The organism is Variovorax sp. CCNWLW186 (assembly GCF_037203865.1).
GTDB lineage: Bacteria > Pseudomonadota > Gammaproteobacteria > Burkholderiales > Burkholderiaceae_C > Variovorax.
Genome location: NZ_JBBCBO010000010.1, coordinates 18684 through 31386, shown reverse-complemented (window position 1 = coordinate 31386; position 12703 = coordinate 18684). Strand labels below are relative to the sequence as shown.

Below are 12703 nucleotides of genomic sequence, written 5' to 3'. Positions count from 1 at the left end.
TCTGCCCCAAATCGCAGACCGTGCCATGAAGAAACTTTCAGGAGAATCTCATGGCTGAATCTCACCAACCAGTCGACAAGAGCGGATCTCATAGCCCCGGTCACCCCGCGCCTTCGCCGGCAGACTTGAAACAAGCCGCCGACGAATTCACCGAGGGGCCGAACGTCGAGGCAAGTCCTTGGGAGCTCCAAGCCGCGCGCGGAGAAACACCGCTCGAAGGCAGCCGGGCGGAAAATGCTCTCGATTGGGACGAGTTCCTGGCGCGCTATGAAGAGTGGAAGGACGCGACTGTCCGTTTCGAGGCCGCCGTTCGCGAGATGAAAGCAGGCTCGGAGCAAGGCCGATCTGAGGCTCAGCAACTCGCACGCGAGCTTGCCCGCCTGCATCACGCGTTCATGGAGTCTTCGCAGCCTTACTTCCAGGCATCGAAGGTCGATTGAGGGGCTTCTGTTTGCCCCTCGATGGTTCGGCGGGTGCGCCCGCCGAACCCCTCTAGCTCTTTACAGCCCGTAGTACTTGTCCACCGTGCCGCTGTATTTGTCGTCGTAGTCAGGCACGCGGTCGCTCGCATACTTGGGCGCGCCCTCGAGCTGTGCCTTGTCCAGCGGCACCACATACCCATCTTGCGCGGTGTCGTACTTCAGCATGGGCCAGGGAATTGGATAGCGGTCGGTGCCCATGCCCAGGAAGCCGCCGAACTCCATCACGGCGTAGCGGACCTGGCCTGAAACCTTGTCGATCATGAGGTCGTCGATGGTGCCGAGTTTGTCGCCCGCCGCGTTGTAGACGGCAGTCCCCTCGACACGCTCTGAAGAAATAACCGGATTGGCGCTTGTCATGGAAGGATGTCTCCGGCCGGCATTTCTGGGGATGACGGCGTTGAATGTTGCAATGCCCAGAGCTGCAACTTTCGGCCTGCAAAAATTCCGGCGCATCGGCCAGGCGATGATCGTGCTGTAGGAGTCCGCCCGCGCAAGGGCGCAGGTCAGATCAAGATCAGCAGCGCCAAGCCGACGGCGGTCAAGCCCAGGCCGAGCATCTCGGCTGGGGACATGCTGCGCAGCCGCCGAACGCTGATGGTGGTCAGCGGCAGCAAGAGCACAAGGCCGATCCAGCGGTCCAGCGGCACGAGGCAGATGCGTGCAAGGGCCCACAACCAGGCGCAGTGCGCGACAAAGCCCCAGAACTCGGCGCGGCTGGTGGCGGAGCCCAGGTCGAGCGTCTTGCGCCATCCTTTGACCACGGTCTCCCACCAGGTGGTTCCTTCGTCGTCCACCAGCTTGTGCAGGCCGTGCAGCGCCAGCACGCAGAGCAGAACAGGGCCGAAGTAGACACTCCATATGCCGATGCCGGTGTACAGCGGATGCGCATAGCCCGTGCCACCGCGGCCCAGGCTGGCGGCGGCCAGTGCCGTCATGCCAAGGCCGGCCAGCAACGTACCCGCGGCCACGGCGAACTTCGGCATGCCGACGCGCAGCAGGCCGCGACCTGCGGCAAACAGGCCAAGCGCGAGCACGGTGGCGGCCATGAAATTCTTCAGCGCCTCTGCAGACGACTTCCAGCCCTTGTGTGGGCCCGCGGCCCAATGGCTGGACACGGGTGGCTCCAGCGGGTTTGCGCCGGGCGCCCATTGCCGCGCCGGTTCCTGCTGCGCAATTAGCCGCCGCCGGCCCCAGGTTTCGTCTTGCGGCGCAAGGTCCCTCAGCGCGAGTTCCAGGTGGTACACGCGCCGGGCGTTGTCCATGTCGTGCGGCACCAGCAGCGGCTTTGCGGCGGCATCGCCGCCGGCCGTCATTAGCGCCGGCAACTGCTCGCGCCAATGCATGGGGGCTGGCTGCGCCTCGCAGGCCAGCGGTTCGGACACCGCGCCGGGCTGCACCATGGTCACAGCGTTGGCCTGCATTTCGCTCAGGTTTTGTTCCGGGCGATCCCAGGTGCACGCAAACGCCAGGCCGCCTAGAACGATGTCGGGCCGGAAGACGGGGAGCGGCCGCGTGGAGGTGTTGGCCAGGCGCAGCGCCAGCATCAGGCGAACCCTGCCGCCACTCGTCGGTGCGGCCCATAGGCCGGGTGCGACGGGTTCCATGTCGCGCATCATGATGGTGAAGAAGGGCGCGCGCGCGGCGCCAGTCTCCCAGCGTGGAATCAGCCCGTGGTTGAGCGCCCCTTGCCAAGCAGTGCGAAAGGAAGCGTCGAGCACGTCGCTTCGCGTGTGGCCGCGTGCAATTGCGGCGGCCACGGTGTCTTCAGGAGCGAACGCCATCCAGGGCAAGCGGCGCTTGAAGGATTCCCACGCGCCAGGCCGGGGCGCGGGTGGCGCGGCGGGGCTGGTGACCTGCGCCACGTACGCATGCAGGAGTTCGCGGCGCAAGGCTTCGATGTCGGCGGGGGGCGCCCCCGCGCTACGCAACTGGCCGACGAGGAAGAAAGCCTGCGCTGCGTTGTCGCCCACCGTTGTTTCGCGCAGGGCGGTGGCAAATCGGGACGGCTCCGAGGCCAAGGCCCACACCGGCAGGCACAGCAAGACACAGAGAACGCGGCGCAGGTAATGCGTCATGGGCAATGCAAGGCCAGTGGCCGAGTTCAGGAGCGGGCGGATCTTAGTGCACTTGCCTTGGGCGAACGCTTGGCCGCCCCGGACGCCGCAGCCCGCAAGATGCGCTGGAACGTCGGGCATTCCATATGGCTGGGCGCGGGGCAGGCGGCGGCATGGCGCAGGCCGTCCCGCATGGCGCTGAGCTTGCGAATGGTCTTGTCGAGCTCGTCGGCCTTGGCCGCGAGCATCTGCCTGTCGATGCGCGGCATTCCCCCGGGCGCGAACATGCGGCCGATCTCTTCGAGCGAAAAGCCGGCGGAGCGACCCACCGCGATCAGCGCCAGCCGCTCGAGCACGCCCGCATCGAACAGGCGGCGCAAGCCGCGCCGGCCGGTGGAGGCGATGAGCCCTTTCTCTTCGTAGAAGCGCAGCGTCGATGCGGGAACGCCGGATTGCTGCGCCACTTCGGCAATGTCCAGATGAGTTGCTGCCACCACTTGACCTCAAGTCGACTTGAAGTTGCAAAGTCTAGCTTCCGCCCGTTCGGGCATGCAAGGAAGACGATCATGAACATCAAGCAGCACACGGAAGACAACGAGCAAGCCGCACTCTGGAACGGTCGCGCGGGGCGCGCCTGGGTCGATGCGCAGGAGTCGCTCGACCGGTTGTTCACCCCGTTCGAACACCTGCTCGTGAATGAGGTGCGCGCCGCGCACGGGCGCCGGGTACTCGACGTAGGCTGCGGCACAGGTGCGACAACGCTGGCCATTGCACGTGCGCTCGGCACGGAGGGTGGCTGCACCGGCGCCGATATTTCAGAGCCGATGATTGCCGTCGCGCGGGCACGCGCCGGGCGCGAAGGCGCACCGGCAAGCTTTGTGTGCGGCGATGTGCAGAGGCACCCGTTCGAGCCGGCGAGCTTCGACATGATCGTTTCGCGCTTCGGCGTGATGTTCTTCGACAGCCCGGTCCAGGCGTTCTCCAACCTGCTGAATGCGGCCAGGGGCGGCGCGAAGCTTCGGGCCATTGCATGGCGCAGCGCCGCGGAGAACCCGTTCATGACCGCGGCCGAGCGCGCCGCGGCACCGTTGCTGCCGAACCTTCCGGCCCGCAAGCCGGGTGCGCCGGGGCAGTTCGCCTTCGCGGACCGGGACCGGATCGCTTCCATCCTGGAAGAGAGCGGCTGGGCCGGCATCGACATCCGACCCATCGACGTGGAATGCACTTTGCCCGAGAGCGATCTGATGGGCTACATCACGCGGCTCGGCCCGGTCGGCCTGGTGCTTCAGGACGAGACGGACGAGCGCAGGCGGGCGCAGGTTGTAGCGACCGTGCGCGCGGCGTTCGAGCCCTATGTGCGCGGCAGCGAGGTTCGCTTCACCGCGGCCTGCTGGATGATTGGTGCAGAGGCGCCGGCTGCGTAGCGGCTCAACCCAGCAGCCGCGGCACCAGTTGCACAGTCAGCACACCGATGATTCCCTGCGCTGTGACGCAGTGCCACATGAGCCCGGTGTTGTCGATGGTCGCGCGCGCCGTGGGCAGCAGCCGGCCTGCCCAGGAGCGCACCAGCACGTAGCCGCCCATCAGCATCAGCACGGCGATGTGAAAGGCTTGGTAGCCCAGCAGCATGCTGACCGATGCACTCCAGCCTTGCGCACGCGGGTCGAGCGCCGCCAGCAGATGGCCGCCGATGTCGAGCGCGGCCGAGGCTGCAGCGCCGGCCATGGCCAGCGCCACGAGCACGCGCAGCCAGCGCTGGCCGCGTGCCTGCGAGGTGCGAACCATGCGCGTGGCCGCCAGCATGGCGCCCGAACTGGCCGCGAGCAGCAGGGCCGAGGCCAGCGGCCAGCGCATGGCCGGCAGCGCGGCACCGGGAGGCGGGCACACATCGCTTGCCATAGCCAGGTGCACGTGGGTGTAGAGCAGCGAGACGAAGATCGTCATGTCCACCGCGATCAGAACGATCATCGCCCACCATGAATGCGACGTGCTGCCATGCGCGCCGACCGGCAGGCGCACGCCGCGGCCCACGTCCACCGTCGCAACCGGCGGCGGAAGATCCGAATCCCACAACCAGCGCAGGATGAACGCCACCGCGAGCACGCCGCATGCAAACGCAGGGATGGGCTGCGAAACCGTCAACAGAAGAAAGAAGCCCGCCGTGCCCGCGGCCGCTCCCAGCGGCCACCAGCTGTCCGTGGGCAGGCGCAGCAGGTGCAGCGGCCGTGCGTCGCGCAGGCTGGTCATCAGCGTTTCCCGGCCGCCGAACACCGTGCCGGGCAGCCAGTGATGGCCGGCCTCGACCTCCTGCGGGAGCGCGGGGTTCTTCCAGAGCGGATAGGCCGAATCGATCTGCGGAATGCTGCGCGCGCCGTATTCGCGCGGCGGCAGCCATTCGAGCGTGCCCGCGCGCCAGGGATTGCCGTGGTCGGTGGACGGCCGCCGCAGCGTGCGGAACGCATCGATGAAAAAGAGCAGCACGCCGGCGGCCAGGATGTAGGCGCCCACGGTCGACAGCATGTTGAGCGCGTTCCAGCCCAGGCTGCCGTCATAGGTGTACACGCGCCGCGGCATACCGAGCATGCCCGCGATGTGCATCGGAAAGAACGTGAGGTTGAAGCCGCCGAACATGAGCCCGAACACCCAGCGGCCCCAGCGCTCCGAGAGGCAGTGGCCGTTGAAGAGCGGCGCCCAGTAGTAAAACCCCGCGAACACCGGAAACACCATGCCGCCGATCAGCACGTAATGCAGGTGCGCAACGATGAAGTAACTGTCGTGCGCCTGCCAGTCGAAGGGCAGCACCGCCACCATCACCCCGGTGAGGCCGCCCAGCACAAAGATGAAATGAAAGCCGAGCAAAAACAGCGTGGGCGCGTTCAGCGCCACGCGGCCGCGCCAGAAGGTGGCAATCCATGCGAACACCTGCACGCCGCTCGGTATGGCAACGATGAAGCTCGCTGCCGACACGATCAGCAGCGAGAGGTTGCCCAGGCCCGCGGTGAACATGTGGTGCGCCCACAGCGCGAAGCTCACCACGCCCACGCCGATGAGCGCCAGCACCACGGCCCGGTGGCCCACCAGCGGCGTGCCCGCCAGCGTGGCCACCATCATCGAGACCATGCCCGCTGCTGGCAGGAAGATGATGTAGACCTCCGGGTGGCCGAAGAACCAGAACAGGTGTTGCCACAGCAGCGGATCGCCGCCGCGCGCGGGAATGAAAAAGGGCCAGTCGAACGCGCGCTCCAGCTCCAGCAGCATGGTGGCGGCAATCACGGCCGGAAACGCGATGACGATCATCAGCGCGCTCACCAGCATGGCCCAGGCAAAGATGGGCATGCGCATCAGCTTCATGCCCGGCGCGCGTGTGAACAGAATGCCCACTATCAATTCGATGGCGCCCGCAATGGCCGAGATTTCGATGAACCCGATGCCCAGCAGCCACCAGTCTGCGCCGCGCCCGGGAGAAAACTCCTTGCCGGTGAGCGGCGGATACATGAACCAGCCGCCGTCCGGAGATTCGCCGAAGAAAATGGTGCAGAAGAAGGCCAGGCCGCCGATGAAGTAGGCCCAGAACGCATAGGCCGAGAGCAGCGGAAACGGCAGGTCGCGCGCACCGAGCATGCCGGGCAGCAAGTAGATGGCCACGGCCTCGACGATGGGCACCGCAAACAGGAACATCATCACGGTGCCGTGCATCGTGAAGAGCTGGTTGTAGGTGTTGGCGTCGACAAGGCCGTTGTTGGGCACGGCCAGCTGCGTGCGCATCAGCAGCGCCAGGATGCCGGCCAGCACAAAGAACAGCATGGCCGCGGCAATGTAGAACACGCCGATGCGCGTGTTGTTGACGGCCGAAAGCTGGCGCCAGCCGGTGGGCGGCTCCCAGGCACGCTCCAGCGCCTCGCGCTCTCCCTCGGGGCGCGGCGGCAGGTCTGCAAGGTCGTTCGCGGCGTGGGTCATTTCAGTTGCGCGAGCCAGGCCGCGATCAGTTGAAGGTCGGCCTCGCCGATGCGATTGCCGGACGAAGGCATGCGTGCACCCGGCTTGAGCTGCTGCGTGTGGGCCACCCACGCGGCCAGCTGGGCGGGGTCGTTGGGCACGGTGCCGGCGCCCAGGTGCAGCCGGCTGCCGACGTGGGTGAGGTCGGGGCCAAGGCGGCTTTCTTCGCTCACGCCGCGCACGGTGTGGCAGGCGTTGCAACGGTGCGCAAGAAAGGCTTCGCGGCCGCGCTCGACCTCGCGCGGCAACGCGGGCGAAGTGGCTGAAGTGGCCGCGGGTTTTGCCTGCGCCGCAAGCCAGGCATCGAAGGCCGCGGGCTCCTCAGCCACCACGTGCAGCGCCATGCGCGCGTGCTGCTCGCCGCAATATTCGGCGCACTGGCCGCGCCAGGTGCCGGGCCGGTCGGCCTGCAGCTGCAGGTGCTGCACGCGGCCCGGCACCATGTCCATCTTGCCGCCGAGCGAAGGCACCCAGAAGCTGTGGATCACGTCGGCGCTGCCAAGCCCGAAGTAGACGGGCCGCCCCACCGGAATGCGGATTTCGTTTGCCGTGACCACTTCGGCGCCGGTGGCCGGGTCGCGGTAGCGCACCTCCCACCACCACATGTGGCCGGTCACGCCCACGATCAGCGCGCCGGGCGGTGGAATCGGCCGCCATGGCGGCCGGTGCCATTCGCTGTAGAAGAAGAGCGCGGTGAGTACCACCGTCGGAAACACCAGGCCGCCGCCAATCAGCCACCAGCGCGCGTTCACGGTGCCCTTGCGGCGTCGCATGGCTAGCACCAGCAGCAGCATCACGCCGGCGAAGATCAGCGTGCCGCCCACCACCAGCACGCCGCTCACCTCGAGCAGCGTCTCGGCGACCGGCCCAGCGGCCCGGAGTGCGGATTGCGGCAGGCCTTCGCTCATTCGAGTGAGAGCAGGTAGGCCGCCATGTCGCGCGCATCATCGGGCGAAACGCCCATTGCCGGCATCACGGTACCCGGCACCAGCGCTCCCGGTGCGACGATCCAGCGGACGAGGTGCTCGGGTCCGTTCGGCACATGTCCCGCGATGTAGCTGCGGCGCCCGAACGAGGCCAGCGTGGGCCCCATGCGTCCGCGGGCCGCCTGCACGTCGGGAATGGCGTGGCAGCTGCCGCACTGGTATTGCGCGAGCAGAAGCCTTCCTCTTTCCACCTGCGCCCACGGCGCGTGGTCGAACGAAGGGCCGCTCTCCTGCGACGTGCATGCGCTCGAGAGCAGCGCCAGCAACAGCAAGGCGAACGGGTGTACGGCAAACGCGAGCACGGCGCGGTACGGCAGGGCGGCCAGCATGCCGAGATTGTGCGGACAGGAACGCGGCTTGCGCCGACACGGCGGCGCCGGTGCGCGTCGGACAATGCCGCCAATTGAATGTTGCCGATGGGTGCACCCAAGACCGTTCTTCTCACCATTGCCGCGCTGGGCCTTGCAGGCGCGGCGGCGGGCGCGCTGGTGGTGTACGGCGGGCTGTACAACGTGGCCGCCACGGTGCAGCACACGCAGCCTGTGTATTCGCTGCTCGAAACCGCCATGCACCAGTCGGTCAAGCTGCGGGCCCGCAACATCGAGACGCCGAAGCTCGACGATGAGCGGCTGGTGATGCGCGGCGCGGCGTGCTTTCGCGACAAGTGCGTTCAGTGCCACGGCGCGCCGGGCGTGGCGCAGGGCGACATCGGAAAGAGCATGCAGCCGCTGCCCGGCCCGCTGGTGGACGCACGGCACCACTGGAAGCCGCGCGAGCTGTATTGGCTCACCAAGCACGGCATCAAGATGAGCGGCATGCCGGCCTGGGAATACAGGCTGTCCGAGGACGAGCTGTGGTCGGTGGTGGCGTTTCTTGCCAAGCTTCCCGATTTGACGCCGCAGCAATATGCCGAAGCCACGCGCTTCGACGCGACCGGCGCGCAGGGCGCATCAACGGGTTCGGCGTGCGGCGCGGCTCCGGATGGCGCATCGGTTCGCGTGGGCGATGCCGACCGCGGCAAGCGGGCGCTTCACCAGTACGCCTGCAGCGCCTGCCACACCATTCCGGGCGTCACCAGTTCGTCTCCACACGTCGGCCCACCGCTGGCGGGAATAGGGGGGCGCACCCTCATTGCCGGAAAGCTGGCCAACACGCCCGACAACATGGTGCGCTGGCTGCGGCATACGAGAGAGGTCGATCCGCTGACGGCCATGCCGGAACTGGGGGTGACCGAACAGGACGCGCGCGACATCGCAGCGTACCTTGCAACGTTGCGTTGAGGGCGGCTGCCAGGCTAGAACTTCGCGGCAGTGCGTTCGTCGTCGACCGTGGCGATGCGCAAGCGCGCGCGCTCGTGCTTGATGACGAGCTCGGCGCATCGCTCCTGCATGGAGGCATCGGCCGGCGGTTGCTCCCTGCAGTCCACAAGGAGCTGCGACTCGTCGAAGTCCAGCCCATGAAGAACCTCCTGGCCATGCGAATTGATGGCCAGGAGATTTTCGGCGGACAGCTGCGTGCGCAGGGTCTCGGAAATGGCGAGCGTTTGCACGGGCTTCACCACTTCGTCGTCCCGGCGCGGGCTGGTGGAATGACTCCCGTCACTTGGGTGTCACTTCTTCATGGCCTTGATTTCGGCCTTGCCCTTTTCCTGGTCGGCCTTGGCTTGCTTCACGCAAGCGTCCTTGGCGTCGCCCTTCTGGTCGTCGCACTTTTCCTTGGCAACCTCATAAGCTACTTCCACCTTGGCTTCGGCCACCTTGCGGGCATTGCCGTCACTGGGTTTCTGCTTCTGGTCTAGTTCGGCCTTGGCAATCTTTTCCTTGCCCTTGGCTTCTTCCATGCAGACGTCCTTGGCGTTGTCCTTCATGGCGTCGCAGGCCGCCTTGTCGGCCTTGTAGTCGGCCGAAATCTTGTCGCGGGCCGCCTTGAATTCGGCCATGGCCGGATCGGTTGCCGCCGAGGGGGTGGTGTTCACTTGCGCGTGCACCTGGACCATTCCAAGGCACGATGCCGCGGCGCAAATCATTAACAGCTTCTTCATGATGATCTCCTTGACGCCGGTGGTTGTTCTGCAAGAAAGGATTCGGCGTCTGAAATCAATATAGAAGTCGCCTGCGCGGCATCGGTAGGACGCGTCGCGAAGCATCCGTAAGCACATGCTGACGCTCCACGGGCGGAACTGCCGAGGGTGCTGCGCGTCGGCGGGGCCCCCGGAACGCTTGGGCGCACGTCCTACCGGCTCGCCCGATGCGGCGCCCACACTGGCTGAACGCGAACGTACAGGAGATTGCCATGCAAATCATGCAACACGAGCTTTACGCGTTGTTCGCTGCCGCACTGCTGTGGGTTGTCGCAGCCGCGGCAAGTGCGCAAGACACCCGGCCGCACCCGGCCGAGATAGATCCGGCCATCGTGGAATACGGCGCCGCACGCGAACGCATCGGTGCCAACCTCAAGGCGGCGCTGGGCCAGTGCGAGACGCAGGCCGAATCCGCACGAACCGTCTGCATCAAGGAAGCCCAGGGCCGCGAGAAGATCGCGACGGCCGAGCTCGACCATCAACGCAGTCCCAGCGATGCGAGTGCCCGCCGCCTTGCCGAAACCAGAGTGGCGGTGAACTACGAGGTGGCCAGGGAGAAGTGCAACCAGCGTCAGGGCGGCGACAAGGCCGCATGCCTCTCGCGCGCCAGCGAAGAAGAATCGAAGGCGAGGGCGGGCATCCGGACCAGCGGGTAGTGGGTTAGCGGCGCAGCGGCTCAGGCCGTTGCGCTGGCCCAGTATTCCCGCGCGGCGGCCTTGATGGTGCGCATCGCCTCGGGGTCGCCATGCCAAAGCGCCGAGAGGTAGGCCTTGGCCTGCGCCAGCGACACATCGGGCGGCAGCGGCGGCACGGCCGCGTCGGTCACCATCTCGAGCAGCATGGGGCGGTCGGCCGAAAAGGCGGCATCCCATGCGGGGCCGATCGCTTCGGGCGTGTCGACACGCAAGGCGCCCAGGCCGAGCATTTCCGCGAAGCGCGCGTACGGAAAATCAGGCAGCACCTGCGAGGCCTCGAACTTCGGATCGCCGCCGAGCACGCGCTGCTCCCAGGTCACGAGGTTGAGGTCGCGGTTGTTGAGCACCATCACCACCAGGCGCGGGTCGGCCCAATCGCGCCACATGCGCGCGAGGGTGATGAGCGCGTTCAGGCCGTTCATCTGCATGGCACCGTCGCCCAGCATGGCAACCACCGGCCGGTCCGGGTGAACCAGCTTGGCCGCGATGGCGTAGGGAACGGCGGGCCCCATGGTGGCCAGGCCGCCCGAAAGGCTGGCCTTCATGCCGCGGCGCAGCTTGACATCGCGGGCATACCAGTTGGCGGCCGTGCCGCTGTCGCACGTGAGCACCGCCTGTTCGGGCAGCCGCGGGGAGAGTTCCCAGAACACGCGCTGCGGGTTGAGCGGCGATGCCTCCACATGGGCGCGTGCCTCGAGCACCCGCCACCATTTGCCCACCTCGGCCTCGATGCCGCGGCGCCACGGGCCGTGTTCCTTGTGCTCCAGCAGCGGCAGCAGGGCGGCAAGCGTGGCGCGGCTGTCTCCGACCAGGCCCAGTTCCGCCGGGTATCGCAGGCCGATGGCACGCGGGTCGGTGTCGATCTGCACGCAGCGCGCCCGACCCTCGGGCGGCAGAAACTCCGCATACGGAAACGACGAGCCAACCATCAGCAGCGTGTCGCAGTCTTCCATCATTCGCGAGCTCGGCCGCGTGCCCAGCACGCCGATGGCGCCGGTCACGAAGGGGAGGTCGTCAGGCACCGCGGCCTTGCCCAGCAAGGCCTTGGCAACGCCCGCGCCAAGGCGCTCGGCCACGTGGATCAATTCGTCGGTGGCGTGCAGGGCACCCGCACCCGCGAGGATGGCGACCTTGCTTCCGGCATTGATGATTTCCGCCGCGCGCTGCAACGCGTGTGCCTCGGGCACCACCGCGGTGGCCGTGGCGCCGATGCCGCTGTGCACGGTGCCGTGCTCGCGCGGCGGCACCGGCACGGCGGGCAGGTCCTGCACGTCGTTGGGAAAAATCACGCAGGTCACCGCGCGCCGGTCGCGCGCGATGCGCATTGCGCGGTCGATCAGGTGGCGGGCCTGCTCCGCGCTGGAGGCCATCTGCACGAACTCGTGCGCCACGTCCTTGAACAGCGAGACAAGGTCCACCTCCTGCTGGTAGTCGCCGCCCAGGGCGCTGCGTTTCTGCTGGCCGACGATGGCGACCACGGGCTGGTGGTCCAGCTTCGCGTCGTAGAGCCCGTTCAGGAGGTGGATTGCGCCGGGCCCCGATGTGGCCAGGCACACACCCACCTCGCCCGAGAACTTGGCGTGCGCGCAGGCCATGAAGGCGGCAAGCTCCTCATGACGGCTTTGAACGAATTCGATGGAGCCGTCGGCCCGGTCGAGCGCGCCCATCAGGCCGTTGATGCCATCGCCGGGGTAGCCGTAAATGCGCCGCACGCCCCAGTCGTACAGGCGTTGCACCACGAAATCGCTGACTGTCTGCTTCATTGAAACTCCATCTGCCGGACGCGCCGGCGTTTGTCGGTTGCTGTGGATGCGGTGGGTTGCTCTATCGCTTGCGGATGACGCTGATCTTTCCGTCGGCCTCGAGCAGCGCGACCCGGACCAAGCCGAGATCGTCGATGCCGTGTTCCCGCAGCTTGGCCATCAGTTCGTCGACGCTGATGCGCTCCTTGCGCAGCGTGCGTGTTACCAGCCGCCCGTGGCGCACCAGCGGCTCGGGCGGGGGGAGCCAGCACCCTTGCCACCCACTCGTAGCGGTAGCCGAGCAGGTCGAGCAGGTAGTTCCATCCGATCAATGTGGCCAGCAGCGTCACACCGTTGGTGACAGACCTGTATTCGCCCTGCATCGCATTGCTCGACGCGTCGGCCACGAGCACGATGAACAGCAGGTCGGCCATGCTCATCGAGCCCACGTCGCGCCGCAGCACGAAGCGAAAGACGATCAGGAGAAACCAGTAGATCGCGCTGCCTCGGATCACCATTTCAAGCAGCGGCTGGTCGGGGGAGAAAAGATCGGACAGGTTCATCATCGATGCGCCCTTCGGTGGCGAGGGGCGGCCACCACCACCCCATGTTCTGCGCGTGCGGGCGCAGCGGGTGTCGTGCAATCGGCTTCAGGAGGCGTCGGCGCA

14 protein-coding genes are annotated in these 12703 nt (G+C 67.0%); 4 read left to right on the top strand and 10 right to left on the bottom strand.

Features of this window, described 5'->3' with window-relative positions:
• The first annotated feature begins 50 nt into the window (after nt 1-50).
• On the top strand, nt 51-440 hold the full coding sequence (locus V9K97_RS14025) for a hypothetical protein (protein ID WP_337318721.1): 390 nt from the start codon (nt 51-53) through the stop codon (nt 438-440).
• Between the two features lie 60 nt (nt 441-500).
• On the opposite strand, the gene V9K97_RS14020 is transcribed toward V9K97_RS14025, so the two are convergent.
• The 3 genes from V9K97_RS14020 to V9K97_RS14010 form a co-directional block, all read right to left on the bottom strand.
• On the bottom strand, nt 501-839 hold the full coding sequence (locus V9K97_RS14020) for a PRC-barrel domain-containing protein (protein ID WP_258505623.1): 339 nt from the start codon (nt 837-839) through the stop codon (nt 501-503).
• Between the two features lie 146 nt (nt 840-985).
• Nucleotides 986-2557, bottom strand: coding sequence for a hypothetical protein (locus tag V9K97_RS14015; RefSeq protein WP_337318718.1), 1572 nt, complete (start codon nt 2555-2557; stop codon nt 986-988).
• Nucleotides 2558-2583: 26 nt separating this feature from the next.
• Complete coding sequence (locus V9K97_RS14010) at nt 2584-3030, bottom strand: helix-turn-helix domain-containing protein (RefSeq protein ID WP_337318715.1); 447 nt, start codon at nt 3028-3030, stop codon at nt 2584-2586.
• 72 nt (nt 3031-3102) lie between these two features.
• Here V9K97_RS14010 and V9K97_RS14005 point away from each other — a divergent pair, with 72 nt between their 5' ends.
• Nucleotides 3103-3960 (top strand): class I SAM-dependent methyltransferase, encoded by an 858-nt coding sequence (locus V9K97_RS14005; RefSeq protein WP_337318712.1) that lies wholly within the window; start codon nt 3103-3105, stop codon nt 3958-3960.
• 4 nt (nt 3961-3964) lie between these two features.
• Here the strand turns inward: V9K97_RS14005 and ctaD are convergent, their stop codons facing one another.
• Genes ctaD through V9K97_RS13990 form a run of 3 tightly spaced genes read right to left on the bottom strand, consistent with a single transcriptional unit; the run spans nt 3965 to nt 7847 of the window.
• On the bottom strand, nt 3965-6493 hold the full coding sequence (gene ctaD / locus V9K97_RS14000) for a cytochrome c oxidase subunit I (RefSeq protein WP_337318710.1): 2529 nt from the start codon (nt 6491-6493) through the stop codon (nt 3965-3967).
• Nucleotides 6490-7440, bottom strand: coding sequence for a cytochrome c oxidase subunit II (locus V9K97_RS13995; RefSeq protein WP_337318708.1), 951 nt, complete (start codon nt 7438-7440; stop codon nt 6490-6492). Before V9K97_RS13995 ends, ctaD begins: the two co-directional genes overlap by 4 nt.
• Nucleotides 7437-7847 (bottom strand): c-type cytochrome, encoded by a 411-nt coding sequence (locus tag V9K97_RS13990; RefSeq protein ID WP_337295043.1) that lies wholly within the window; start codon nt 7845-7847, stop codon nt 7437-7439. Before V9K97_RS13990 ends, V9K97_RS13995 begins: the two co-directional genes overlap by 4 nt.
• 87 nt (nt 7848-7934) lie before the next feature.
• On the opposite strand from V9K97_RS13990, the gene V9K97_RS13985 reads away from it, so the two are divergent.
• The gene (locus V9K97_RS13985) at nt 7935-8798 is read left to right on the top strand and encodes a c-type cytochrome (protein ID WP_337318706.1); all 864 of its coding nucleotides are present in this window, start codon (nt 7935-7937) and stop codon (nt 8796-8798) included.
• 14 nt (nt 8799-8812) lie between these two features.
• Here the strand turns inward: V9K97_RS13985 and V9K97_RS13980 are convergent, their stop codons facing one another.
• Both V9K97_RS13980 and V9K97_RS13975 read right to left on the bottom strand, forming a co-directional pair.
• Nucleotides 8813-9076, bottom strand: a complete 264-nt coding sequence (locus V9K97_RS13980; RefSeq protein ID WP_126748642.1) for a hypothetical protein — start codon at nt 9074-9076, stop codon at nt 8813-8815.
• Nucleotides 9077-9127: 51 nt separating this feature from the next.
• Nucleotides 9128-9559 carry a hypothetical protein gene (locus tag V9K97_RS13975; RefSeq protein ID WP_337295041.1) on the bottom strand — a complete coding sequence of 144 codons (432 nt, stop codon included), beginning with the start codon at nt 9557-9559 and terminating at the stop codon, nt 9128-9130.
• 251 nt (nt 9560-9810) lie between these two features.
• Between V9K97_RS13975 and V9K97_RS13970 the strand changes: the two genes are divergently transcribed.
• Complete coding sequence (locus tag V9K97_RS13970) at nt 9811-10254, top strand: hypothetical protein (protein WP_337318704.1); 444 nt, start codon at nt 9811-9813, stop codon at nt 10252-10254.
• Between the two features lie 20 nt (nt 10255-10274).
• Here V9K97_RS13970 and V9K97_RS13965 read toward each other — a convergent pair whose 3' ends face one another.
• Both V9K97_RS13965 and V9K97_RS27295 read right to left on the bottom strand, forming a co-directional pair.
• On the bottom strand, nt 10275-12056 hold the full coding sequence (locus tag V9K97_RS13965; RefSeq protein ID WP_337318702.1) for a thiamine pyrophosphate-requiring protein: 1782 nt from the start codon (nt 12054-12056) through the stop codon (nt 10275-10277).
• A complete protein-coding gene (locus V9K97_RS27295) occupies nt 12053-12601 on the bottom strand; it encodes a hypothetical protein (RefSeq protein ID WP_443303336.1) in 549 nt (182 codons plus the stop codon). Before V9K97_RS27295 ends, V9K97_RS13965 begins: the two co-directional genes overlap by 4 nt.
• Nucleotides 12602-12703: the final 102 nt, after the last annotated feature.

Bases quoted from the DNA above. Each gene is read 5' to 3' on its own strand.
- V9K97_RS14025 (WP_337318721.1), top strand. From the start codon at position 51: ATGGCTGAATCTCACCAACCAGTCGACAAGAGCGGATCTCATAGCCCC.
- V9K97_RS14020 (WP_258505623.1), bottom strand. From the start codon at position 839: ATGACAAGCGCCAATCCGGTTATTTCTTCAGAGCGTGTCGAGGGGACT.
- V9K97_RS14015 (WP_337318718.1), bottom strand. From the start codon at position 2,557: ATGACGCATTACCTGCGCCGCGTTCTCTGTGTCTTGCTGTGCCTGCCG.
- V9K97_RS14005 (WP_337318712.1), top strand. From the start codon at position 3,103: ATGAACATCAAGCAGCACACGGAAGACAACGAGCAAGCCGCACTCTGG.
- ctaD (WP_337318710.1), bottom strand. From the start codon at position 6,493: ATGACCCACGCCGCGAACGACCTTGCAGACCTGCCGCCGCGCCCCGAG.
- V9K97_RS13995 (WP_337318708.1), bottom strand. From the start codon at position 7,440: ATGAGCGAAGGCCTGCCGCAATCCGCACTCCGGGCCGCTGGGCCGGTC.
- V9K97_RS13990 (WP_337295043.1), bottom strand. From the start codon at position 7,847: ATGCTGGCCGCCCTGCCGTACCGCGCCGTGCTCGCGTTTGCCGTACAC.
- V9K97_RS13985 (WP_337318706.1), top strand. From the start codon at position 7,935: ATGGGTGCACCCAAGACCGTTCTTCTCACCATTGCCGCGCTGGGCCTT.
- V9K97_RS13975 (WP_337295041.1), bottom strand. From the start codon at position 9,559: ATGAAGAAGCTGTTAATGATTTGCGCCGCGGCATCGTGCCTTGGAATG.
- V9K97_RS13970 (WP_337318704.1), top strand. From the start codon at position 9,811: ATGCAAATCATGCAACACGAGCTTTACGCGTTGTTCGCTGCCGCACTG.
- V9K97_RS13965 (WP_337318702.1), bottom strand. From the start codon at position 12,056: ATGAAGCAGACAGTCAGCGATTTCGTGGTGCAACGCCTGTACGACTGG.
- V9K97_RS27295 (WP_443303336.1), bottom strand. From the start codon at position 12,601: ATGATGAACCTGTCCGATCTTTTCTCCCCCGACCAGCCGCTGCTTGAA.